Source organism: Arthrobacter gallicola, from assembly GCF_014836775.1.
In the GTDB taxonomy this organism is placed as follows: Bacteria; Actinomycetota; Actinomycetes; order Actinomycetales; family Micrococcaceae; genus Arthrobacter_B; species Arthrobacter_B gallicola.
This window is the reverse complement of sequence record NZ_JACSQD010000006.1, coordinates 97,090-120,931: the sequence shown is the minus strand read 5'-3', so window position 1 is coordinate 120,931 and position 23,842 is coordinate 97,090. Positions and strand designations below refer to the sequence as shown.

The 23,842-nt window shown below is 67.0% G+C and carries 21 protein-coding genes and 1 tRNA gene; 12 read left to right on the top strand and 10 right to left on the bottom strand.

Annotation, left to right across the window (positions count from 1 at the left end; all coding sequences use genetic code 11):
• The 6 genes from H9639_RS13140 to H9639_RS13115 all read left to right on the top strand — a co-directional run bounded on the left by H9639_RS13140 (window position 1) and on the right by H9639_RS13115 (window position 5,835).
• On the top strand, window positions 1-312 hold the full coding sequence (locus tag H9639_RS13140) for an L-rhamnose mutarotase (RefSeq protein WP_191808533.1): 312 nt from the start codon (window positions 1-3) through the stop codon (window positions 310-312).
• Window positions 309-1,271, top strand: a complete 963-nt coding sequence (locus H9639_RS13135) for an aldo/keto reductase (RefSeq protein WP_191808532.1) — start codon at window positions 309-311, stop codon at window positions 1,269-1,271. The genes H9639_RS13140 and H9639_RS13135 overlap by 4 nt, the downstream gene beginning before the upstream one ends.
• Window positions 1,261-2,205: an amidohydrolase family protein gene (locus tag H9639_RS13130; RefSeq protein ID WP_191808531.1), complete on the top strand. Its 945-nt coding sequence runs from the start codon at window positions 1,261-1,263 to the stop codon at window positions 2,203-2,205. The genes H9639_RS13135 and H9639_RS13130 overlap by 11 nt, the downstream gene beginning before the upstream one ends.
• Entirely contained in the window at window positions 2,202-3,710 is a 1,509-nt protein-coding gene (locus H9639_RS13125; protein WP_191808530.1) for a sugar ABC transporter ATP-binding protein, read from the top strand. Before H9639_RS13130 ends, H9639_RS13125 begins: the two co-directional genes overlap by 4 nt.
• On the top strand, window positions 3,707-4,771 hold the full coding sequence (locus H9639_RS13120) for an ABC transporter permease (RefSeq protein WP_191808529.1): 1,065 nt from the start codon (window positions 3,707-3,709) through the stop codon (window positions 4,769-4,771). Before H9639_RS13125 ends, H9639_RS13120 begins: the two co-directional genes overlap by 4 nt.
• 92 nt (window positions 4,772-4,863) lie before the next feature.
• Entirely contained in the window at window positions 4,864-5,835 is a 972-nt protein-coding gene (locus H9639_RS13115) for an ABC transporter substrate-binding protein (protein WP_191808528.1), read from the top strand.
• Between the two features lie 61 nt (window positions 5,836-5,896).
• Here the strand turns inward: H9639_RS13115 and H9639_RS13110 are convergent, their stop codons facing one another.
• The 4 genes from H9639_RS13110 to H9639_RS13095 all read right to left on the bottom strand — a co-directional run bounded on the left by H9639_RS13110 (window position 5,897) and on the right by H9639_RS13095 (window position 11,697).
• Window positions 5,897-7,270, bottom strand: coding sequence for an NAD-dependent succinate-semialdehyde dehydrogenase (locus H9639_RS13110; RefSeq protein WP_191808527.1), 1,374 nt, complete (start codon window positions 7,268-7,270; stop codon window positions 5,897-5,899).
• 25 nt (window positions 7,271-7,295) lie between these two features.
• Window positions 7,296-8,945: a thiamine pyrophosphate-dependent enzyme gene (locus tag H9639_RS13105; protein ID WP_191808526.1), complete on the bottom strand. Its 1,650-nt coding sequence runs from the start codon at window positions 8,943-8,945 to the stop codon at window positions 7,296-7,298.
• Between the two features lie 87 nt (window positions 8,946-9,032).
• Window positions 9,033-10,685, bottom strand: coding sequence for an amidohydrolase (locus H9639_RS13100; protein ID WP_191808525.1), 1,653 nt, complete (start codon window positions 10,683-10,685; stop codon window positions 9,033-9,035).
• Window positions 10,686-10,791: 106 nt separating this feature from the next.
• Window positions 10,792-11,697 (bottom strand): LysR family transcriptional regulator, encoded by a 906-nt coding sequence (locus H9639_RS13095; protein ID WP_191808524.1) that lies wholly within the window; start codon window positions 11,695-11,697, stop codon window positions 10,792-10,794.
• A 133-nt stretch (window positions 11,698-11,830) separates the two neighbouring features.
• Between H9639_RS13095 and H9639_RS13090 the strand changes: the two genes are divergently transcribed.
• Complete coding sequence (locus H9639_RS13090; RefSeq protein ID WP_191808523.1) at window positions 11,831-13,147, top strand: MFS transporter; 1,317 nt, start codon at window positions 11,831-11,833, stop codon at window positions 13,145-13,147.
• A gap of 33 nt (window positions 13,148-13,180) precedes the next feature.
• On the opposite strand, the gene H9639_RS13085 is transcribed toward H9639_RS13090, so the two are convergent.
• Both H9639_RS13085 and H9639_RS13080 read right to left on the bottom strand, forming a co-directional pair.
• Window positions 13,181-13,852 (bottom strand): FadR/GntR family transcriptional regulator, encoded by a 672-nt coding sequence (locus H9639_RS13085; protein ID WP_191808522.1) that lies wholly within the window; start codon window positions 13,850-13,852, stop codon window positions 13,181-13,183.
• A 48-nt stretch (window positions 13,853-13,900) separates the two neighbouring features.
• On the bottom strand, window positions 13,901-14,725 hold the full coding sequence (locus H9639_RS13080; RefSeq protein ID WP_191808521.1) for a crotonase/enoyl-CoA hydratase family protein: 825 nt from the start codon (window positions 14,723-14,725) through the stop codon (window positions 13,901-13,903).
• Between the two features lie 104 nt (window positions 14,726-14,829).
• Between H9639_RS13080 and H9639_RS13075 the strand changes: the two genes are divergently transcribed.
• Window positions 14,830-15,561 (top strand): hypothetical protein, encoded by a 732-nt coding sequence (locus H9639_RS13075; RefSeq protein ID WP_191808520.1) that lies wholly within the window; start codon window positions 14,830-14,832, stop codon window positions 15,559-15,561.
• On the opposite strand, the gene H9639_RS13070 is transcribed toward H9639_RS13075, so the two are convergent.
• Together H9639_RS13070 and H9639_RS13065 are read right to left on the bottom strand one after the other, a co-directional pair.
• Complete coding sequence (locus tag H9639_RS13070; protein WP_191808519.1) at window positions 15,558-16,580, bottom strand: aldo/keto reductase; 1,023 nt, start codon at window positions 16,578-16,580, stop codon at window positions 15,558-15,560. The two genes, H9639_RS13075 and H9639_RS13070, sit on opposite strands and share 4 nt — an antisense overlap.
• 105 nt (window positions 16,581-16,685) lie before the next feature.
• Complete coding sequence (locus H9639_RS13065; RefSeq protein ID WP_191808518.1) at window positions 16,686-17,597, bottom strand: NAD(P)-dependent oxidoreductase; 912 nt, start codon at window positions 17,595-17,597, stop codon at window positions 16,686-16,688.
• 112 nt (window positions 17,598-17,709) lie between these two features.
• Between H9639_RS13065 and H9639_RS13060 the strand changes: the two genes are divergently transcribed.
• The 4 genes from H9639_RS13060 to H9639_RS13045 all read left to right on the top strand — a co-directional run bounded on the left by H9639_RS13060 (window position 17,710) and on the right by H9639_RS13045 (window position 21,943).
• Complete coding sequence (locus H9639_RS13060) at window positions 17,710-18,528, top strand: IclR family transcriptional regulator (RefSeq protein ID WP_191808517.1); 819 nt, start codon at window positions 17,710-17,712, stop codon at window positions 18,526-18,528.
• A 96-nt stretch (window positions 18,529-18,624) separates the two neighbouring features.
• On the top strand, window positions 18,625-20,073 hold the full coding sequence (locus H9639_RS13055) for an MFS transporter (protein ID WP_191808516.1): 1,449 nt from the start codon (window positions 18,625-18,627) through the stop codon (window positions 20,071-20,073).
• Complete coding sequence (locus H9639_RS13050) at window positions 20,073-20,837, top strand: fumarylacetoacetate hydrolase family protein (protein WP_191808515.1); 765 nt, start codon at window positions 20,073-20,075, stop codon at window positions 20,835-20,837. Before H9639_RS13055 ends, H9639_RS13050 begins: the two co-directional genes overlap by 1 nt.
• Window positions 20,838-20,887: 50 nt before the next feature.
• Window positions 20,888-21,943, top strand: a complete 1,056-nt coding sequence (locus H9639_RS13045; protein ID WP_191808514.1) for a D-2-hydroxyacid dehydrogenase — start codon at window positions 20,888-20,890, stop codon at window positions 21,941-21,943.
• A 52-nt stretch (window positions 21,944-21,995) separates the two neighbouring features.
• Here H9639_RS13045 and mgtE read toward each other — a convergent pair whose 3' ends face one another.
• Window positions 21,996-23,354 (bottom strand): magnesium transporter, encoded by a 1,359-nt coding sequence (gene mgtE, locus H9639_RS13040; RefSeq protein WP_191808513.1) that lies wholly within the window; start codon window positions 23,352-23,354, stop codon window positions 21,996-21,998.
• A gap of 391 nt (window positions 23,355-23,745) precedes the next feature.
• Window positions 23,746-23,836 (bottom strand) — tRNA-Ser (locus tag H9639_RS13035).
• Window positions 23,837-23,842: the final 6 nt, after the last annotated feature.

The following is a 23,842-nucleotide window of genomic DNA, read 5'->3' as shown; positions in this document are numbered from 1 at the left end:
ATGGAACGCATCGCACTGCACACCCGGCTGAAGCCGGGGCGGGAAGCGGAGTACGACGCCGTGCACGCCCGGATCCCGGCGAACCTGGACACCGCCCTGCGCGAGGCAGGGGTTTCCAGCTGGCGGATCTGGCGCAGCGGACTGGACCTCTTCCATGTGGTGGAAGCTAATGACTACGCAGCCATGCGCCGGTTCCTCGCCACCCACCCTGCCAACCTGCCCTGGCAGGCCCGGATGGCGGAACTGCTGGACGTGCAGGACGATTACTCCGGTACCGACCGGGGTATCAACCCGGTGTGGGAGCTGCCATGACCGCCCCGGAGGTGGGCCCGATCGGGCTTGGCTGTGCCAGCATCGGCAACCTTTACCGGGAAATGTCCGGCGCCGATGCCGCCGGAACCCTGCAGGCTGCCTGGGACGGCGGCAGCCGGTACTTCGACACCGCGCCTCACTACGGTCTGGGCCTGTCCGAACGGCGGCTGGGCCGGTTCCTGGCTGACCGCCCGCGGGACGGTTTCCTGGTCTCCACCAAGGTGGGCCGCCTGCTGGTGGAGAACCCGGACTATTCCGACGGTGACACCGATGACGAAGGCTTCGCCGTTCCCGCCACGCTCAAGCGGCAGTGGGATCCCAGCGAAGCGGGCATCCGCCGGTCACTGGAGGAATCACTGACCCGCCTGGGTCTGGAACGGGCGGACATCGTCTACCTGCACGACCCGGATGCCTACGACCTGGCGGCCGGAATCGAACAGGGTCTTCCGGTGCTGGAGAAGCTTCGGTCCGAAGGAACAGTGGACGCGGTCGGCGTCGGTGCAAACTCCGCTGAAACCCTGCTGGCCTGCGTTGAAGCTGCGGAACTGGACTACATCATGCTCTCCGGCTGCTACACGCTGCTGGACCAGCCTGCCGCGCACGAACTGCTTCCGGCTTGCCTGGCCAAGGGTGTCCAAGTCATTAACGTAGGCGTCTACGCCACCGGAATCCTCGCCCAGCCCCAGGTTCCGGCGCGGGCACACTACAAGTACGCCCCTGCATCCGCGGATATCCAGGCCAAGGCCGCGCGGATCGCCGGTATCTGCGAGCGCTTCGGCACCGACCTGCCGACGGCCGCAGTGCACTTCAGCCTGCGGCACCCGGCCGTGGCCGCCGTCGTCGCCGGAGCCTCCAGCGCGGCCCAGGCCGAGCAGAACGCGGCCCGCATCCAGGCGCAGGTCCCCGAAGAGCTGTGGACGGCGCTGGCCACTGAGGAGCTGATTCCGCATGGCTCCTGAGAGCGGGACCCTGGCAGCCACCCAAGCCGCCCGGCACACCCCTGCCACCCCGCGCATCGATGCGCATCTGCATCTTTGGGACCTTTCCGCCGGAGGGTACGGCTGGCTGGAACGGGCCGAGACGGAACTCCACCGGAACTTCCTCCCGGCCGAGGCAGCACAGCTGCTGGAGGCCGCCGGAATCGACGGAGCCGTGCTGGTGCAGGCCGAGGACAGCCTCCGCGACACCGGTTACCTGCTCACGGTGGCTGCCCGACACAGCTTCGTGCGGGGAGTGGTCGGCTGGATCCAGCTGGATGTCCCCGCCGCCGCGGCGGAACAGCTTGCAGCCTGGAGTCAGGACCCAGCCTTGGTGGGCGTCCGGCACCTGATTCACGACGATCCGCGCCCGGACTTCCTCCAGCTTCCCCCCGTCCGGGACTCGCTCTCCCTGGTCGCCGAGGCCGGGTTTACCTTCGATGTTCCGGATGCCTTTCCCGGGCACCTGGACCAGGCTGCGGAGCTGGCAGCCGCCCTGCCCGGGCTGCGGATCGTCGTCGACCATCTGGGGAAACCGCCCCGCGGGGCCGGGGCGGAGCCGGAGGCCCGCTGGGAACGGCAGCTGAGGCAGGCCGCGGAACTTCCCAACGTCACCGCCAAGGTTTCGGGACTGCGCACTCCCGGCGCCGGCTACACCACTGCTCAGCTGCGCCGGACGTGGGAAATTGCCCTGGACGCTTTTGGCCCGGAACGGCTGCTTTATGGCGGGGATTGGCCGGTCAGCGGCCCGGACCGGTACGGCGAAACACTGAACGTGATCGAGGCTTTGGCCGCAGAGCTGTCCCCAGCCGAAAACGCAGCAGTGATGGGCGGCAACGCTGCCCGGATCTACCGGCTGCCGGCGGCGGAAATCCGGCGGGAATCAGTGCATGAAAATGAAAGCAGGCAGCCATGAGTGAGTACCTCCTGGAAGTGCAGGGGATCAGCAAGGCCTTTCCGGGTGTTCAGGCGCTGGACGGTATGCACCTCAATCTGCGCCACAACGAGGTCCTGGCGCTGGTGGGGGAGAATGGCGCAGGCAAGTCCACGCTCATGAAGCTGCTCTCCGGCATCGAAACACCGGACGCCGGAAGGTTCACGCTCAACGGGGAGCAGATCTCCGTGACCAGCCCCCGCCAGGCGCAGCAGCTGGGCATCAGCATCATCCACCAGGAATTCCACCTGATGCGGGACCTGACCGTGGCCCAGAACATCTTCATTGGACGCGAACCGCGCACGGGTCCCTTCCTCAACGAGCGTGCACTGAACCGGAAGGCACAGGAGCTCTTCGACCGGATCGGCATTGACCTGGACCCGCGGCAGCCTGTCGGAGGTCTGACCGTCGCCCGGCAGCAGATGGTGGAAATCGCCAAGGCCCTCTCCTGGGAATCGGTCCGCGTCCTGATTATGGACGAGCCGACGGCGGCACTCAACGATGCGGAGGTGGCAGCACTGCATGGGCTCATCCGCCAGTTCACCACCGCGGAAACCGGTGTCATCTACATCTCCCACCGGATGGATGAGCTCAAGGCGATTTCCGGGCGGATCACGGTGATCCGCGACGGCGAGTACGTGGACACCGTGGATACCGCCGCCACCACCATGCGGGAAGTCATCTCCCTGATGGTGGGGCGGCAGGTGAAAACCGACCAGCGTCCCGCAGAAACCCGGGTCAGCGGAGAGCCGCTGCTCAGCGTCCGCGGGCTCAGCACCAAGACCCTGCTGGACGATGTCAGCTTTGACCTGCACCCCGGCGAAATCCTGGGGTTCGCCGGACTGATGGGGGCCGGACGCACCGAAGTTGCCCGGGCCGTCGTCGGCGCCGACCGGATCACCGCCGGAACCATCCAGCTGCGCGGGCACGCAGTGAAGATCCCGACGCCGGCAGCAGCCGCGGCGCTGGGCATCGGCTACCTCTCCGAGGACCGCAAGCACCTGGGCCTGATGCTCGAACGCAGCGTCGCCGAGAACATCGTGGTGACGTCGCTGCCCAAACTGAGCACGGCCGGATTCGTGAAGCCTAAGGCCATCCGGGACCAGGCCATGGCGTCTGTGCAGCAGCTGCGGATCAAAACGCCGGGAATCCGGCAGAGCGCCAAGAACCTCTCCGGTGGAAACCAGCAGAAAGTGGTGATTGCCAAATGGCTCTTCCGCGACTGCGACATCCTCATTTTCGACGAACCGACCCGGGGGATCGACGTGGGCGCGAAGGACGAAATCTATGCCCTCCTGAATGATCTTGCCGCCGCGGGGAAATCAATCATCATGATCTCCTCTGAACTGCCCGAGGTCCTGCGCATGTCCCACCGGATAGCGGTCATGAGCGAAGGCCGGATTACCGGTGTCCTCGAAAACTCGGCGGCAACGCAGGAAAACATCATGGAACTGGCCACACGAGGCAAAGGAGCCCCAGCAGCATGAGCACGGTAAACAAAGCACCAGCGGCTCCTGCGGGGAATCCGCAGCCGCAGCCGGGAGGCCCCGGAAGAATCCGCAGCGCCCTGGCAGTCAGCAGCCCGGGCCTGCGCGTCCGGTTCCAGACCTCCCTGCAGCAGCTGATGGCGTTCGGCTCCCTCATAGTCCTGGTGATCCTCTTCGGCATCCTGAATCCGCGGTTCCTGCAGCCCACGAACCTCTCGGACATCCTGCTCTCCACCGTGGTCATCGGGTTGCTGGCGCTGGGCGCCACATTCGTCATCGTGACCGGTGGAATCGACCTCTCCGTCGGTACCGGGATGAGCCTGTGCTCGGTGATGACCGGTGTGGTGCTGACGAACCTGGGAATGCCGCTGATCTTCGGTGTGCTCGGCGGAATCCTGGCCGGCGCCCTCATGGGAGCAGTCAACGGATTCTTCGTCTCCTACCTGAAAATTCCGCCCTTCATCGCCACCCTGGCGATGATGATGGTGGCCCAGGGCCTGGCGCTCGTGATCTCGGGGACCAAGCCGATCTACTTTAACGACACTCCCGGCTTCAGTGCCCTGGCCTTAGGCAAACCGATTCCCGGGCTGGTGGTGCCGAACGCGGTGTTCATTTTCTTCGCCGCCGCCGTCGTCGCCGGGATCGTGCTCAGCCGCACCCTGATTGGCCGGTACACGTTTTCCATCGGCAGCAATGAGGAAGCCACAGCGCTCTCCGGGATCAACGTGCGCAAATGGAAGCTGCTCATCTACACCCTCGCCGGATCCTTCACCGGCCTGGCCGGCGTCATCATCGCGGCTCGGCTCAACTCGGCCCAACCGGGCCAGGGCATGGGGTACGAGCTGCAGGCCATCGCGGCCGTCGTCATCGGCGGAACCTCGCTGGTGGGCGGCAAGGGCTCCATCATCGGCACCGTCATCGGCGCGCTGATCATGTCCGTGATGACCAACGGGCTCCGGGTGATCTCGGTTCCCCAGGAATGGCAGAACGTGGCGATCGGCGTCGTCATCCTGATTGCCGTCTACCTGGACATGCTGCGCCGGAAGGAGAACACCTCGTAGCCCACCGCGGCCAGGGCTCTCCAGGGGCCCGTATCCCAGCACCATCCACCGTTCTGCAACTGTTCTTTATCTTTAACAAAGGAGTTTGAGAGATGATCCGGAAAAAGCTTGCGGCAGTCACCGCCGCGGCAGCGCTGATGCTCACCATGACGGCATGTGAAAGTACCGAAAGCAGTGCGGATTCCGACGGCGGAACCCCATACATTGCCATTGTGTCCAAGGGTTTCCAGCATCAGTTCTGGCAGGCCGTCAAGCAGGGCGCGGACCAGGCCGCGGAGGAATTCGGCGTCGAAATCACCTTCGAGGGGCCGGACAAGGAAACCAACGTGGACCAGCAGATCCAGATGCTGACCACCGCGCTGGGCAAGAATCCCTCCGCCATCGGCTTCGCAGCCCTGGACAGCCAGGCGGCCACGCCGCTGCTGGAGGAAGCCAAGTCCAAAGACATTCCCGTGGTGGCCTTTGACTCCGGCGTGGACAGCGATATCCCGGTGGCCACCGCCACCACCGACAACAAGGCAGCCGCCGCCGAGGCCGCCAGGCAGCTGGCCGATCTGATTGGCGGCAAGGGAAAGATCGCCGTAATCGCCCACGACCAGACCTCAAAGTCCGGCACCGACCGGCGGGATGGTTTCCTGGAATGGATCGAGGAGAACGCTCCGGACATTGAAGTGGTGGACGTCCAGTACGGCGACGGCGACCAGCTGAAGTCCACGGACGCCGCCAAGGCGATCATTGCCGCCCATCCCGACCTGGCCGGCATGTACGGAACCAACGAAGGCTCGGCCATCGGCGTCGTCAACGCCGTCAAGGAGCTGAACCTCAAGGGCAAGCTGACCATTGTCGGCTTCGACTCCGGCAAGGCGCAGATCGATGCAATCAAGGACGGCACCATGGCTGGCGCCGTCACGCAGAACCCGGTGGGAATCGGCTATGAGACGGTCAAGGCGGCAGTCGCCGCTTCCAAGGGTGAAAGCGTGGAGAAGGTGATCGACACCGGCTTCTTCTGGTACGACGCCGAGAACATCGATTCAGACGAAATCAAACCGAACCTCTACGAATAGAGGTAAACGAACAGGAATGCCCCGCCCGCGAAACCGCCGGCGGGGCATTCCTGCGTGCACCCTATTTCTTGATGCGGATGAGTTTCCGGTTCACGAACTCGTCCATGCCGTACTTGCCCAGTTCCCGGCCGATGCCGGAGCGTTTGATCCCGCCGAACGGCAGCTCCGCTGAGGTGCCGCCGGCTTCGTTGATGAAGACCATGCCGGCGTCAATCTCCTCTGCCAGCTGCAGGGCGAGCTCCTCGTTGGCGGTGTGGATGGAGGCACCCAGTCCGAAGGGTGTGGCGTTTGCCAGGGCAGCTGCCTCTTCCGTGTCCTGTGCTTTGAAGACCATGGCGACCGGGCCGAACAGTTCCTGCCGGAAGACCTCCATCTCCGGGGTCACGCCGGTGAGCACGGTGGGCAGGAAATAGGCGGAGTCCTTGGCGGTCTTGGTCCCGCCGGTGCGGACGACAGCTCCGGCGGCGGCAGCGCTTTGAATCTGGCGCTCCAGTCCGTCGGCAGCGGCCTGCGAGGACAGCGGGCCCAGGAAGGTTGTTTCATCGGTCGGGTCCGCGGGCATGATCCCGGCCATGGCGGCCGTGAACTTTTCCACGAACTCGTCGTAGATGTCCGCCAGGACAATGAAGCGTTTGGAGGCGTTGCAGGCCTGCCCGCCGTTGACCATGCGGCCGAAGAGGGCCCGGCCCACCGCCTCATCCATGTCCTCGGTGTCCAGGAGGATGAACGGATCGGATCCGCCCAGTTCCAGGACCACCTTCTTCAGGTGCCGGCCGGCGGTCTCCGCCACGGCGGAACCGGCGCGTTCGGATCCGGTGAGGGAAACGCCGTGCACCCGGGGGTCAGCGATCACGTCAGTGATCTGTTCATTTGTGGCAAACAGGTTCACGTAGGCGCCGTCGGGTGCGCCGGCGTCGGCGAAGATGGCCTCCATGGCCAGTGCGGATTCGGGGCACTGCGGGGCGTGCTTGAGCAGGATGGTGTTGCCGTTCATGAGGTTCGGTGCGGCGAAGCGGGCCACCTGATAGTAGGGGTAGTTCCAGGGCATGATGCCCAGGAGGGCGCCCAGACCCTGTTTGCGGACGACGGCGGTGCCGCCGGCGGCCACGTCCAGGGTCTCGTCTGCCAGGAAGGCGGGTCCGTGTTCTGCGTAGTAGCGGTAGATGGACGCGGCGATGTCGACTTCGATGCCGGCCTGGAAGATGGGTTTTCCCATTTCCCGGGTGATGATGGCGGCCAGTTCGCTCCGGCGCTCCTCGTAGAGGTCCGCGACCCGGTTCAGCAGGGCGGACCGCTGTTCCACGCCAGCCCGGCTCCACTTGGTGAAAGCGGCGTCGGCGCGGCTGATGCCGTCCCGGACTTCGGTGTCTGTGGCGGTGGGGTAGGTGGCCAGGACCTCGCCGGTGGCGGGGTTGGTAACGGCGTAGGTACTCATAGGGATCTCCTTTTGATGGGAAGGCTCAGGGCAGCATGATTTGCGGGTCGGTCACCACATGGATGACGGCCGGCCGGCGGTCGACGACGACAGCCTTGACCGCGCGTTCAACGGCAGCCGCTGCCTGCTCATCACTGGTGATCCTCTCGCCGTGGCCGCCGAAGGCCTCGGCGAAAGCGGCGAAATCCGGGTTGGTCAGCGCGGTGCCGGAAACCCGGCCGGGGAAGTGCTGCTCCTGATGCGCCCGGATGGTGCCGAACTGGCCGTTGTCCATAACGACGGCGAGCAGCGGGGCGCGGTACTGCACGGCGGTAGCCATTTCCTGGCCGTTCATGAGGAACTCACCGTCGCCGCAGACGGCCACGACCAGGCGCTCGGGGGCAGCCAGGGAGGCGGCGACGGCCGAGGGAATGGAGTAGCCCATGGAACCGTTGCGCGTGCTCAGCTGGGCGGGAAAAACGTTGGTGGGGATGTAGGACTGCGCCCAGGCGCAGTGGTTGCCCGCCCCCATGGTGCGCACCACGTCCTCCGGGAGGTGCCTGGCCAGCTCCGCCATCACCACTGACATGTGGGCTGTTCCCTCGGCCGTGACGGGCAGTGAAGCGGGGTCCGGCAGCGCGGCCAGCTGTTCCTGCGCTTCCCGGCCCGCAGCCCGCCAGGTGTCCCACGCTGCCGACCTGCCCAGGTCCAGCCCGGCAACGGCGTCGGCGAAGGCGGCAGGGGACGCCACCACGTGCCTGGACACGGCACCGGAACGGCCGCGCAGGGACGTGTCGATGTTAACGAGAATGTTCACGGCGTTGGGATGCTGGCGCAGGGTGAAGCCATCGGTTGGCACATCGGAGGGAACCGCCCCGATGGCGAGCAGGACGTCGGCGTCGTTGAACATCCGCGCCGCAGTCTCCTGCCGGCCGTACCCCAGTGAGCCGGCGTTGACCGGCGAATTAGCGGGGATGCGGTCGTCAGCATGCCAGTCCTGAAGCACCGGGATGCCGTTACGCTCGGCAAACGCCGTCACCTGTGCCGCGGATTCCGGCGTCCAGCGCTGACCCCCGACGAACAGCAGCGGACGCTCCGCGGCAGTCAGCGCCGAGCGGATGTCCGCCAGCTCCTGGCTGGACACAGCGCCGTCGGCCACGGGGATCGGCGGGTAGAGGGCGCCGGTGAACTCGTGCGTGATGATGTCTTCGGGCAGGCCGATGACGACGGGCCCGGGGCGGCCGGATGCAGCGGCGAAAAAGGCTTCGGCCACGATTTCGGAGGCGCGGTCCGCCTCATCGAGCACAAATACCCGCTTGGTCTGGGTGCCGAACCAGGCAGCCGGATCGAACTCCTGGAAGGACTCCCGCATCCGGTCGGCGGTCGGGACGAGCCCGACAAACAGCACCATGGGTGTGCCGTCCTGCCAGGCGCTGTGAATGGCCACAAAAGCGTTGGCCGCGCCTGGGCCGCGGGTGACCATGGCGACGCCGGGTTGCCCGGTGAATTTACCGTGGGCTTCCGCCATGTAGGCTGCGCCGCCTTCATGTCGGGTGACCACGTTCTCGATGTTGCTGCCATGCAGTCCGTCCAGGACTGCCAGATAGCTTTCGCCCGGGACGGAGAAAACACGCTGCACACCGTGCAGGGCAAGGGAATCGACGATCGCCTGGCCGGCGTGTCTGGGTTTGTTCATGGCAGTGCTCCTGGTGGATTTACGGTCCCTGGCAGGGGACTCACGATGGCTGGGGGGAGGGGGGAAGGGGGAGGGGGAAGGAGGAGGTCAGAGGGACCCGGCGGCGAGCTGGCCGCCGACGACCGTTGCGGTTACCTGGACCGAGCTGATTTCACGGGCCGGCACCCTGTAGAGGTCTTCGGACAGGGCCACGAAGTCGGCCAGCTGGCCGTGCGCCAGCGTTCCCTTGTCCTGTTCCTGATGCACCGCCCGGGCGCTGCCCACGGTGTAGGCGCGCACCGCCTGGGCGACAGTGATCCGTTCTTCGGGTACAAACTCCGCGCCTGAGGCCGTGGTGCGGTTCACCAGGGACGCGATGTTCAGAATCGGGTCTGCGTCTACGACCGGGGCATCCGTGCTGGCCGGAATGTCGATGCCGGCGTCGAGGAATGCCTTGACCCGGTAGGTGAGGTTTGCCCGGTCCTCTCCCATGGCGCGGGCAGCGCCGTCGCCCAGTTCGTGAATGAACCGGCCCTGCGGAACCGGGATCAGGCCGAGCTCGGCGATGCGGGCGATCTGGCTGTCGCTGGCCACGGAAACGTGTTCCAGCCGGTGCCGGGCATCGGGGCGGGGGAGCAGCTTCTGGGCGTCGGCGAGGATGTCCATGGCCACGTCCAGCGCGGCATCGCCAATAGCATGTACGGCCAGCTGCCACCCGGCCAGGTGCGCCCCGATCAGCCGTTCCCGCAGATCTGGTTCGGGGAACTGCAGAAGCCCGCGGTTCTGTTCGCCGGCAGCCAGATCTGCCGCGTAATCGCAGCACATAAAGGCACTGCGGCCAATCAGCGATCCGTCGGAAAGTACCTTGGCCGGACCGATGCGCAGGAAGTCATCGCCCAGGCCGCTGCGCAGCCCGAGATCCAGGCTGTAGAGCGGATGCCCGGCAAACTCCGCGTCACCGATGCGGTGCAGGGTGGTCAGATAGGGCATCACCGTGGCGCGGACGCCCAGCTCGCCACGGTCGGCCGCCAGCTGGAAGCCCGCGAGGTCAAAGCGGGACATGCCGATGTGGTCCGGGGCGCCGATGCCCGGTTCGGTGACGGAGGTGATGCCCAGTTTCAGGACGGCCTGTGATCCGGCAACCACCCTGGCGGCGACGTCCTCGGCGGTATTCGCGGGAATGTGGTCCATAACCAGGGCCCGGGCAGTTTCCTGCAGCAGGCCCAGGGCCCGGCCGTCGGCGTCAGCCGGCACAGCACCGCCGTCGGGGACGGGGACGCTGCGCCTTTCCGGAAATCCGGCCAGTTCAAAGGCCCGGGTGTTGGCCACACCCATATGCCGGGAGTTGTGGATGAGGTAGACGGGATGGCCGTGGCTGACGGCGTCGAGCTGCTCGGCGGTGGGGTGCTCGCCCAGGTAATTCTGGTCGTAGCCCTGGCCCAGGACCCAGCTTCCCGCGGGTGCGGCTGCCGCGAAGGCGTCTACCGCCGCCAGCAACTCCGCCATCGAACGCACCGCGGCAGGGCGCAGATCCACCTGCAGGGTGGCGTCGCCGATATGGCTGAGGTGGCAGTGGGCGTCGTTGAATCCGGGAACCACAGCGGCGCCGTGCAGATCAACTGTTTCCCGGAACGCCGTGGCGGGCAGTTCGTCGTCGAGGCTGATGATTCGGCCGCGGTGGACTCCCACACTCCCGGCGGTGGGGCGGGAGGGATCCTGGGTGTAGAAGGTTCCATTGGTGTAAAGGGCGTCGAACTGCATGAACTTCTCCGAATCTGTGAGACCGACCTCTCTCAGTATCCGCGCGGCGTTCCATGCCGTCTAATGCGTAAGCGGTTCAGGAACTATACCTTTTGGGCATATAACTTTAGAGTCCGCGTTCCTCGTTCTCCAGGAAGGTGCGGATCGAGGCCGAGATGGAGCGAATGGTGGCCTCCGCGAAGTGGCCGGGAGTCCAGGTTGCATGCAGCGGCAGCTGCAGCACATCGGGTTCCTGACCTGTGCCGGCCCGGCGGGTCAGGATCCGCAGACCATGCGCACCAAAACGGGGACGGTCGGTGGTGATACCCATGCCGTGGCCGGCGGCGGCCAGGGCCAGGATGGTCTGTCCGTCGTCGCATTCCGAGACCTCGGCGAATGCCAGGTGCTCCAGGTTCAGGGCGTCATCGAGCAGGTGGCGGCTGGCACTGCCGTGTGAGGGAAGGATGGCATGTTCCGCGCAGAGCTCTGCCAGCGGCAGCGCATCAATGCCCTGCCGTGCCCACCGGTGGTCCGCGGACACATACGCCTGCACAGCCACGCTGCCCAGCGACATGGTGGCCAGGCCCGAGCTGGGCGGAGCGGGGGAGATGGCGAAGTCGGCCCCCAGCAGCAGCGCTTCCGGAATGCTGAAGTGGCTGGTCTCACGGGTGATCAGGAGCGGATCCTCCGGGCCTGTGGTGGCCACAAAAGGCGCAATGAATCCATGGACGGAGGCCCCCGTCGCCGCAACCACCAGGCTTGCCACCTTGCCGGTGCGGAGCGCTGCGGCAGTCTCCTGCACTCCGCGGGCCTCCACCATCATGCGCCGGGCGGCAGGTACAAATGCCCGGCCGGCCTGCGTGAGGGACAGCCGGTTGGCCTTTGGCTCAAACAATGTCAGTTTCAGCTCACGTTCCAGCGTCTTAATCTGACGGCTAAGGGCCGGCTGGGCAATGTGCAGACGCTCGGCGGCTGCAGTTACGGTGCCGGCGTCAACAACGGCAAGGAAGTACTCAAGACGGCGTAGATTCACGAGGCAAGTATGCCCTAAAGGCATGATGGGACGCCCGGATTGGCATTGGACATGCATATGCGTCCGGCATCACAGTGAAGGAATTCAACAGCTCGTCCCGCGTTCCCCCACGCGCTATCCCCTTGGAGCATTTATGAGTACAGCGACGCCGGCAGATCAGAAACGCCGCCAAAACCGCGCCACCGCAGGAGCCTTCGTGGGCACCGCCATCGAGTGGTACGACTTCTTCATCTTCGGCACGGCCGCCGCCCTGGTCTTCGGCAAGGTGTTCTTTCCCGACGCCACCCCCGCCGTCGGCATCCTCGCCTCCTTCGCGACCTTCTGGGTCGGCTTCCTGGCCCGCCCGCTTGGCGGCGCTTTCTTTGGCCACCTCGGGGATAAATTCGGCCGGAAGAACACCCTGGTCGCCACGCTGTTCCTGATGGGTACGGCCACTACGCTGATCGGCGTGCTTCCCGGCTACGCCACCATTGGCGTCGCAGCTCCCGTGCTGCTCGTGATTCTCCGGGCCTGCCAGGGCCTGGCGGTCGGCGGGGAATGGGCAGGCGCCGCGCTCATGGCCACCGAGAGCGCGAGCGCCAAGAAGAAGGGCCTGGCCGGAGCCTGGGTCCAGCAGGGCTCACCCGCCGGTTCCATCCTCGCGACCCTGATGTTCCTGGTGGTCGGCGGACTGCCGGATGACGCCTTCCTGTCCTGGGGCTGGCGCATTCCGTTCCTGTTCTCCGCCGTTCTGGTGCTGGTTGGCCTGCTGATCCGGCTGAAGGTCGAAGAGTCCCAGGACTTCATGGAGGCCAAGGCGCAGCAGGAAGTCGTGAAGGTTCCCATTGTGGAGGTCTTCCGCAAAGCCCCCGCGTTCGTCTGGCTCGGTGTCGCGGCCTCGGTGCTGGGCATCGCCGTCGCGTTCTTCAACAACACCTTCCTGCTCTCCTGGACCACAAGCGAACTGGGCATGCCGCGGCAGACCGTCCTGAATGTCCTGCTGATCATGGCCGTGCTCCAGTTCATCTGGCAGCCGCTGGCGGCCCTGCTGGCAGAGCGGATCGGCGCGGTCCGCGTTATGATCGGCGGCCTGGTGCTGAACCTGCTCGTGATCGTGCCGATGTTCCTGGCCATTATGTCCACCAATGCGGTGCTGATCGCCGTCGTCCTCGGCGTGGCCACCCTGGGCGGCACTGCCTACTATGCAATGCTGGCCAGCTTCCTGACCTCGGCGTTCCCGGCCAATGTCCGGTACACCGGCGTGGCCCTGGCCAACGGACTGTGCGCCTCCCTGATCGGCGGCTCCACACCGCTGATCGCCCAGTTCGTGCTCACTTCCGTGGGTCCGTGGGGCGTGGCAGCCTTCTACGCGGTGATTGCCGTTGTCACCGTGGGCGGAGTCTGGGGCCTGCACCGCCGGATCGTCCGGCGGGATACCGAAGCAGCCGTGCTGGAACCCGCAGCGCGCTAACGGCCGACGGCGGGTCGCCGGCTAAAACACCGGCTAAAGCGCCTGGCGCAGCCAGTTTTCCACTCCGCTGACATGCACCGTCATCAGGGCCCTGGCCAGATCTGCGTCTGATCTGGCCAGGGCCGCTGCAATGGCGGTGTGTTCTGCGAGCGTCGCGGACACTGCTCTGTCCTGGGTCAGGCCGCGCCAGACCCGGGCACGGACCGTGCTGCTGGAGAGCCCGTCGAGCAGGCTCTCCAGGTAGGCGTTGCCCGACGCTTTGGCGATCAGGCTGTGGAACGCGAGGTCGTGCGCCACCAGGTCTTCCACCGATGTGTCCTCGTGCACGGTGTCCAGGGTGGCGGTCAACTCGGCGAGCTGGTCCCCGGTGATCCGCTGGGCCGCCAGGGCTGCGGAACCCGGCTCCAGGATGCGGCGGACTTCGAGCAGTTCCAGGACCGAGGTGTCCTGGTGCAGGTCCACGACGAAGGACATGGCCTCGGTCAGCAGCTGCGGTTCGAGGCTGGTCACGTAGGTGCCGTCACCGCGGCGGACGTCCAGGACCCGGATCAGCTCCAGGGCCTTGACCGCTTCCCGCATGGAGCTGCGGGACAGACCCAGGCGCTCGCTGAGGTCCTTCTCCGGGGGGAGGCGGTCACCTGCTTTGAGCTCACCCGAGATGAGCATGTCCTTGATCTTGGTGATTGCTTCGTCCGTGACTGCCATGCTCCCATCCTAATGGTCGGATGTTTCAGCTGGCCGTCAACGCCCGCGTCAGTCCCCGGTGAAGGAGGCGGGCCGCCGCTCCGCGAACGCCTGCGCTGCCTCGGCAAAGTCGCGGCTTGGCAGGAAGGCCGTGTTCCAGACCTGGACGTAGTCCAACCCGGCCTGCACGGCGGCCTCACTCCCGTGGTCCAGGACCTGCTTCACGCCCTGCACCACCAGCGGCGGATTCGCGGCAATCATGGCGGCGAGTTCGCGGCCGCGGGCAACGACGTCGTCCGCCAGTTCGGTGACCAGACCCAGTTCCAGGGCGCGCGGGGCGGCGAAATCCTCGCCCGTCAGAGCCAGATGCCGGGTGGCCCCGGCTCCGATGATTGCCGGCAGCCGCTGCAGCGATCCGAGGTCTGCCACAATTCCCACCTTGACCTCCCGGACGCTGAACTTGGCGACCGGAGAGGCGATCCGCAGATCCGCAGCTGCGATCAGGTCCACGCCGCCGCCGATGCACCAGCCATCCACCGCAGCAATCACGGGTTTACCGCACCGGGCCACGGAGCTGACCGCGTCCTGCAGTTCCTTGATGTTCTGCCGGAAATTGCTGCGCAGCCGGGCGTCGGTGCCGCTGGATTCCAGCAGCGGACGGAAGACCGGTTCCATGGCGGGAAGGTCGAGCCCGTAACTGAAATTGCCGCCGGAGCCGTAGAGCACGACGGCGCGGACCTCATCGTCGGCGCCCAGGTCCGCGAAGACGGCAGGAAGTTCCGTCCAGAAGTCCGGTCCCATCGCATTGCCCTTGGATGGTCCAAGGAGCTGGACCTCTGCCACCGGTCCGTTGATTTTGACGTGGAGGGAACGCAGGGCGGAATCCGGTGTCATGGCATCCTTCGCTGATGGGCCGGGATATCCGGCGTGGCTGGGCCTTGGCCGCCAATATACAGTGGCCGGGCGAACCCCGGCGCCGGAAAAGCTAGGATCAAGGTATGGAGTTTGTGGTCATTATCCTGTTCGTTGCCGCCATCGTGCTTGTGAACTTCCTGGTGGGCCGCGCGCAGCGCCGCCGTGCGGGACGTCCGGCCACACCCAAGGCTGCGCCAACCCAGGCCCAGCGTGCCAAGGCCGCCGGGCGCGCTCCCGCCGGCGCATCGCCGGAAGCCTCCCGTGAGGCAGTGGCCCGCCTCGATGAAGCCGGCCACCGCCAGGTCTATGCCGCCATTGCGCAGGGGCAGCCCATCCGTGCCATCCAGGTTTACGCCCAGCTGACCGGCTGCGGCCTGCGCGCAGCCAGTGCCGCCGTAGCGTCGCTGGCCTCGCATCCGGTGCCGTACATCAAGCCGGCCCAACGGCCGGACCCGGCGGCTGGGACTCCGGCTGCGGAAGATCCGTCAACGCAGGCTCCGTCCGCCGGCACTTCCGGCGTCGGAAGGTCAGCGGCAGACGCCGCCGGAACCGACACCCCGGACACCGCCAGCGAGTCCGGCAGCACCGCTGCCGGGTCCGTGAATTCCGGGCGGGACGCCGGGAGTGCCGCGGGGGGCGAGGGTAAAGACGCCGGAAGCACCGGAGCCGACTCTGCCTCGCCGGAGAACGCCGGAAAGGATCCGTCTGCCCCGGGCACGCCCAAGGAGGCGGGCAAGCGGAGCGACCCCCAGACACTTCCGGACGAGGCAGAGATCAGCAAATGGGCGCAGAACCTGCGTCCCGAAGACTTCTAACCCAGCCGGCGTGAACGCTGGGTGAGTCCGTCCCGGCCATAGGGGTAATTCCCCACCGAGGGGGCGCTGACCTCATCCAGGTACTGCAGTTCCGCCGTCGTCAGCTCCAGCTCCGCTGCCTGGAGGTTTCCTTCCAGCTGCTCAGGGGTGCGGGCACCCAGGATGACCGAGGTGACCCCCGGGCGCCCGGCGAGCCAGGCCAGTGCCACCTGCGCCGGAGCCGCGCCGTGGGCGGAGGCGATTTGCTGCAGCGCCTCCAGGACGTGCCAGGTCTGCGGGTTGCTGCTGCGCAGGTCCCAGCCCTGGAACTGTCGGGCCGGGTTTTCGCCCACTCTGGTATTGCCGGACGGGACGGTTTCCCGGTGGTACTTACCCGTGAGCCAGCCGCCGGCAAGCGGGGACCAGGGCAGCAGGCCCAGCCCGGCGTCGAGCGCTGCGGGCACAATCTCAGATTCAATCTCCCGTTCCAGCAGGTTGTACTGCGGCTGCAGCGTCACCGGCAGCGGCCGGTTATGGAGTCTGGCCAGCCAGACCGCTTTGGTGAGCTGCCAGCCGGTGAAGTTGGAAAAGCCGTAGTAGCTGATCAATCCGGCGGAAACGGCATCAGACAGGAAGCCCAGCGTTTCCTCCAGCGGGGTCAGCGGGTCCCACGAATGCAGCTGATAGAGGTCGATGTGGTCCACACCCAGCCGCCGGAGCGAGCCCTCCAGCGCCCGGCGGAGATGACGGCGGGAATTGCCGGCGTCGTTTGGGCTCTCCCCGGTGGAAAAACGGCCCTTGGTGGCCAGGACCACCGTGTCCCGGGCCGCCTGGTTGGAGTGCAGCCACTTGCCTACGATTTCCTCCGATGCGCCGGAGTTGTAGATATCCGCCGTGTCAATGAAATTGCCGCCGGCGTCCAGATAGTCCTCCAGTATCCGGTGCGAGGTCCGTTCATCCGTTTCATTTCCGAACGTCATCGTGCCCAGGGCATAGTTGCTCACCACGGCTCCGCTGCTACCCAGCAGGCGCATTTCCATAACTGATTTCCTTCCGGCAGGCTGATCGCTGTTGCGCTCCACCCTATGCCCCGGTGTTCCAGGCCGGACAGAGGGACACCGGTGAGGGCTGCAGCGGCAACCGGCCTAACGCTCTGCGACGACGCGGCGGGTCACGCTGATGTCTCGCTCGCCGTAGCCCCGCTCGTCGATCTCGTCGAAGAAGTCGCGCAGCGCCGGCAGCAGCGCAGGGCTCGTGCCGGTCGCCTCGGCGATGTCCGCCGCGAAGCCGAGGTCCTTGATCATGTAGCGCGCGATCCCGGAGGGTGAGTCGTCGCCGCGCACGAGCTTGTCTTGTCGGCTCTCGAGCAGGTTCGACCCCGCGTAGCCGCCGCCGAGCAGCGCCCAGAGCGCGTCGAGGTCCAGCCCCGAGCGGTCGGCGAGGACTGTCGCCTCGCCGAGTGCGGTGATCGTCGCCGCTACGACGAGCTGGTTGCACGCCTTGGCGACCTCCCCCGCGCCGAGCGGACCGAGGTGGACGGGCCGTCCGCACGGCGCGAGCAGCGTAGCGGCGCGCGCGGCGTCCTCCGCCCCGCCGCCGAGCATGATGGAGAGTGATCCGGCTTCGGCGCCGTCCACGCCGCCCGAGACCGGGCAGTCGACCACTCGAACGCGGCCCTGCGTCTGGGCTGCGAGGCGCCCGGCGAGCGCGCGCACCTCTGGTGCCGAGGAAGTCGAGCCGATGAGCAGCAGCAACTCGCTGTCACCGAGGCCCCCGAGCAGGCCATCGGGTCCATTGAGTGCCTGCTCGAGCTCAGCCAGGTCGGGCAGCATAGAGAGCACGGCGCCGGCTTGTGCAGCGAGCTCCCGCGGCGTCTCGGTCCACACCGCGCCGGCGTCGACGAGCGCGGGCCTGGCGGAGCGGCCGGTGATGAACACCGGTCCGTGCCCTTTCAGCAGCCGGAGCACCATGGGTGCACCCATCGCGCCGAGTCCGATGACGCCGATCGCGTCGGCCCGTGCGGTGGCGTCGAGTGTGTCTGAAATTTCGTTACCCATGCGCTCAATATACGTCGGACGCGCGCAGATCGGACAGCGTGTCGGACGGTGTTCATCAGGATGGATCCACTCTACAGTTGGCGTCGATACCTCGACCCCAAAGGAGTGGACCATGGCTGAACAGGAAGCAACAACATCCTCGGAAACGACGGAACGCAAGGAACGTGATCCCGCTCCCGCGGTCTCACGAGCGCTGCGCATCCTCGCCTTGCTCGCTGACGCGGGGGGTGTGCCGATGACCCTCAGTGACATCGCACGGGCGCTCGGCATCGCGAAGTCCTCCACCGCGAACCTGTGCGCGGCGCTGGAGGAGGGCGCTATGGTCGAGCGCGACGCCGGGGGCTACCGGCTCGGTCGCCGCACGGCGGAGCTCGGCGGTGCGTTCGCGCAGCAGTTCAACCAGGTGCGCGAGTTCTACCGCGTAGTGGCGGCCTCGCCCGGGCTGCGCCGAGAGGTCGTGCAGATCGCCATGCTCGACGGCGTGGACGCACTCTACCTCGCGCGCCACGAGGGCCGCTCGCCCTACCGCCTCGGCACGCCGCTCGGCTCGCGGCTGCCGGCACCGCTCAGCGCCACCGGCGTCGCACTGCTCGCGGGCCTCGACGACGGCGAGGTGCGCAAGCTGCTCGCACCCGCCGAGCCCTTCCCACGCCTCACAGCCACGAGCATTACGACGGTCGACGAGCTGCTGCCACTGCTGCGCGAGGCACGGGAACAGGGCTTCGCGGTTGACCGGGGAGGCTCGTTCGGCGACATCACCGGCGTCGCGGTCGCGCTCGACCCGTGGGCGCCCGCCGATCCGCCCCTCGCGATGGGGGTCGCGCTGCCGGCCGAGCACGCGGACGACGCGCGCATCGCGGAGGTCGGCGCCGCGCTGCGGGAAGCGGTCGCAGCGCTGACCAACCCGCTCCGTGGTGCAGCCTCGTCCTAGTCACGGCAATGTGTCCAAAGTGTTGAACAGTGTTCAACCCTTTGGTACGCTCGGCGGTGCAATGACGCCTTGCACGACTGTCGAAGGAGATAGACCGTGACTGAGACCACCACCGAGCAGGATCCGGGGCAACAACGCCCCGCGAACACCGATGACCCGGAATACGCCGCCAACCTTCGCCGGGCGACGCTCGCTTCGGGTGTCGGGAGCGCGCTCGAGTACTTCGACTTCGCCCTCTACGGACTGTCGTCCGCGCTCATCTTCAATACTCTGTTCTTCAGTAACCTTGACCCCGCGATGGGCGTGGTCGCGGCCTTTGCCTCGTTCGGCGTCGGCTTCGCCGCCCGGCCACTCGGCGGCCTCTTCTTTGGGAGGATCGGCGACCGCATCGGCCGTAAGCAGGTGCTGGTCGTCACGATCCTGCTCATGGGTGGTGCGACGACTCTCATCGGGCTGCTGCCGACGTACGATCAGATCGGCATCTGGGCTCCTGTGCTGCTGACGGTGCTGCGCCTCGCCCAGGGCTTCGGTGCCGGCGCCGAGCAGGCTGGCGCAACCGTGCTTATGGCGGAGTACTCGCCTGTGCGGAGCCGCGGCTTCTTCTCGTCGCTGCCCTTCATCGGCATCCAGCTTGGCACCCTGCTGGCCGCCGTCGTCTTCACGTTCCTTTCCTCGTTGCCGGAGGACGTCTTCCTCGGCTGGGCCTGGCGCGTGCCGTTCCTGATGTCCTTCGTGCTCATCCTCGTCGCGCTCTTCATTCGGATGCGCCTGCGCGAGACGCCGACGTTCGTCGAGCTCGAAAAGCAGGAGCAGGTGGCCGAGACCCCGATCCGCGACATCTTCACGAAGGGCTTCCCGGGCGTCGTCGTCGGCATCGGGCTCCGAATGGCGGAGAACGGCGGCTCCTACATGTTCCAGAACCTGGCACTCGCCTTCGTCGCCGGCACGTTCATCGCCAACCCGGTCGACCGCGGCGTGGCGACCTGGGGCGTCACGATCGGCTCGCTCATTGGCATGGGCACGATCCCGCTCGCCGGACACCTCTCGGACCGCTTCGGCCGCCGCGCGGTGTACCGCTTCGGCGCCGTGTTCATGCTGCTCTACGCGTTCCCCGCCTGGTGGCTGCTGTCGATGGGCGACCCGGTGACGGTGGTGATCGTCATCGCGCTCGGCATCGGCATCGCCGTGAATACCATGCTCGGCCCGCAGTGTGCGATGCTCCCGGAGATGTTCGGCAACCGGCACCGCTACCTGGGCGTCGCGATGGCGCGCGAGATCTCGGCAGTGCTGGGCGGCGGGCTCGCGGGTGTGCTGGGCGCCTACCTGCTCGCGACGTCGGACGGCAACTGGCTCCTGCCCGCGATCTACATGGCGACTCTCGCGCTTATCTCCACCGCGTCGACCTTCCTCGTGCCTGAGACGCGTGGCCGCGACCTGATGCGGCTCGAGGACGCCTTGCGCCTCTCGACCGACGAGGGCGCCGACCGTGTCGACCACGCCGGCGGCGCTGGCAGTGCCGCTACGCTCGCGGCGGCGGCGCATTGATGCGGATAGCGCGAATCGCCGTCGACGGCCGCGAGCTGCATGCCCGCGCCGACGGTGACGCCTGGGTGCCGATCGAGGACCCGTACGCGGCGTTTGCAGCGGGCACCGGCGCCGCAGACACGGGGGAGCGCGTGGACGGATGCGACGCGACGCTCCTTGCCCCGGCCCTGCCGACCGTACTCGTCGGCATCGCGCAGAACCGCGGCGCAGAGCCGGAGCCACCCCTGCCCGTGCAGGCGTGGCTCAAGAGCCCGCGCGGCGTCGTGCCGCACGGCACCACCGTGCGGGTGCGCCGCGAGGCCGGCAGGGTCGTCGCGGAGGCCGAGATCGCGGTGGTCATCGGCCGCGACACCGGAGACCCCGGAGACGGGCTCGTGACTGAGGCGAACGCACACGAGTTCGTGCTCGGCGTCACCGCCGTGAATGACCTCTCCTACCCCGACCGGGCCGCTCTCGACGTGCGCAACTTTGAGTCCAAGGGCGGCGACGGCTCGACGCCGCTCGGACCCTGGATCAACACCGAGGCGTCGATCGATGACCTCGTCCTGCGGCTCGAGGTCGACGGCGAAGTTGTCTGCGACTCCTCCGCGCAGGAGATGCCCGTCCCGGTCCGGGAGTCGATCGCCTACGTCGCCCGATGGCTCCGGCTGGGGCCCGGCGACGTCATCATGGCGGGCGCGCCGCACTCGAGCCACGAGGTCGCTGCGGGATCGACGGTCTCGGTCGTCGTCGGCGGGCTGCGGCTCGAGACACCGCTGCGCTGACCGCGCACCGCGCACACACATCAATAACCCTGAGCACGAAGGAGACACCCATGCCCGGATCCACACTGAAGGTCGCGGTCGCCGTGAGCATCGACGACGCGAGCGCCGACCGCATCTGCGAGCTCGAGCCACGCGTCAAGCTGCTCCGCGATCCCTCCCTGACCCGGCCGTGGCGCTGGACGGGAGACTGGGAGGGGGATCCCGAGTGGCAGCGTACCCCCGAGCAACAGGAAGCATTCGAGGCGATGCTTGATGAGGCAGATGCGCTCTTCGGTCTGCCCGATGTCAGCCCCGCCGCGCTCGCCCGCACGGTGCGTGCGAACCCCCGGCTGCAGTGGCTGCACACCACTGCCGCAGGCGGCGGCGGTCAGGTGCGCGCGGCCAGGCTTACCGACGACGAGCTTGAGCGCGTCGTCGTCACGACCAGCGCTGGCATGCACGCGTCGACGCTCGCCGAGTGGGCGGTCTTCGGCGTACTCGCAGGCGCCAAGGGCCTGCGCCAGCTCGAGGCCGACCAGGCAGCGCGCACGTGGGGCGAGAGCCGTCGCCTCATGCGGCACGTCGGCGAGATGACCGTGCTCGTTGTCGGGCTCGGCGGCATCGGCGCCGTCGTCGCCGAGCGCTTCTCGGCGTTCGGTGCGACCGTCTGGGGCACCACGCGGTCGGGCGAGCCAGTGAAGCATGTTGACCGCCTCGTGCCGATCGACCAGCTCGTCGAAGCGGCCGGCCAGGTGGATGCGATCATCGCGACGCTGCCGGGCACGGAGCACACCACCGGCCTGCTCGGTGCCGATGTGTTCGGCGCGGTCCGCAGCGACACGATCCTCGTCAACGTAGGGCGCGGCACCGTCGTTGATGAGGACGCCCTGCTCGACGCCCTCGACACCGGCCGCATCGGTTTCGCCGCACTCGACGTCACCGCGGTTGAGCCGCTGCCGGCCGAGTCGCGGCTGTGGGAGCACCCGAGCGTGCTGCTGAGCCCGCACACTGCCGCGCTCTCGGTGCAGGAGCCCCGGCGTATCGCCGAGCTCTTCGCGGCGAACGCGACCCGCCTGCTCGACGGTGACCCGCTCCAGAACGTCATGTCGACGAAGGAGTTCTACTGAGCGCATCGCCATCTTCGCCGTCGCGGACGCCGAGGCGAGAGCGCCTCTGCAGCTAAAGGCCCAAAACGGCGGCAGCGATGAGGAAGTAGAGGATCAGGCCCGCAGCATCGACAAATGTGGAAATGAACGGGTTGGAGAACACGGCCGGGTCCACTTTGAGTGCCTTGCCCAGCAACGGCATCAGTCCGCCGATGCCCGCGGCCATGGTGCACACTGCCAGCAGCGTCAAACCGATGACCAGGCCGAGCGGCACGGTGAAAATGATGGCTGCCACGGTGAACCCCAGCGTGCCGAGCAGCAGTCCGAGCCACGCTCCGACCCGGACTTCACGGGCCGCGACTTTGAAAACGTCCCGGGGCCGCACGTCCCCCAGCGCCAGAGCCCGGGTGATGGTGGTGGCCGCCTGGTTGCCGGTGTTTCCACCGGTGCCGATCAGCAGGGGGATGAAGAGCGAGAGCACCACCTGCTCGGCGAGGGTAGCTTCGAAGGCCCCCATCACCTGCACCGTCAGTGTGGCGCCCACGGCAAGCACCAGCAGCCACACGACACGGGCCCGGACGATGCTGCGGATCGGAGTCGCCAGGTAGGGACGGCGCAGCGGCTCGGAGCCTCCTGCCCGGGCGGCGTCCTCACTTTCGGCGTCTTCGAGGATGCGCAGGGCATCGTCCACGGTCAGGATTCCGACGAGCCGGTTCTCCGCGTCGACGATGGGCAGGACCAGGACTTTGGCGTCAGCGCAGTAGCGGGCCGCTTCCTCTGCGTCCAGCGTCGCCGGAGCGGACAGCGGGTCCTTCATCAGATCAGAGATCAGATCTGATGAAGCGGCGCGCAGCACATCCCGCAGCGAGACCACGCCTACCAGGTGGCGGCCGCCGTCGGTGACAGGGATCGTGTAGACACTCTCGGCGTCGTCGAGCTGCTCCCGCACCCGGGCCAGGGTTTCGCCGGCCGTCGTGCCGGGGTGGGTCGTGACAAACTGCGGACTCATAAAGCGGCCCACAGCGCCCTGCGGGTAACCGAGCACCATGGTGGTGAGTGCGCGGTCCTTCTCGTTGAGTCCCAGGATCAGCCGGTTGGCCACCGACGCCGGCAGCTCATCCAGCAGTGCCACCCGGTCATCCGGACTCAGCGCGGCAAAAACCTCCGCCACCTGCGCATCCTGCAGCCCGGCCACGAGGTCGGCCTGGAGGCGCGCGTCGAGCCGCTCGAAAACCTCCAGCGCCCGTCCCTTGGGGAGGGTGCGGTAAGCCAGCGCCCGGTCAATGGTGTTCAGCCGTTCGAGCTGTTCCAGGGTTTCTGCCACGTCCAGCGGTTCCAGGGCACGGGCCACCTGGGACAGGCTGTTACTGCTGAGGGCGTCCGCGAGCAGCTCGGCGCTGGCATCGAACGAAAGAGTGGGAGATTTGATCATGATCCGCTTCCCTCCTGTGGGGCGCGCACACCAGAAAGCCGCAGCAGTGCAGCGGGCATGCGAGAAGTGAGTGTGGGTTTTCCGGTGTTCTACCGCAACCGCACGGGCTCACGCCTCGAGGGGGATTCGAAGGGTCCCGGATTGTATCCGCGGGACCGTCCCGGGGGCTGCCTGCTGGGCGGCAGCCGCGTCCTAGGACGAGTGGTGAAAGGATTCCCTGGAGCGAAGGTGAGGTCCGCGCGGTGCGGTAGATCGACTATTTCCGTCGTCCATGCGTGCGGTCCACCTCCTGCCCTGCTCGGAATGATCGGTATCTGTTAGCCCGGATGACCCGGATAACCCGGATCGGATATGCAAACACCCCGGTCCGAGGACCGGGGTGTTTGCCACCTGGCGGAGACGGGGGGATTTGAACCCCCGGTGGGCTTTAGGCCCACACTTCATTAGCAGTGAAGCCCATTCGGCCGCTCTGGCACGTCTCCATTTTG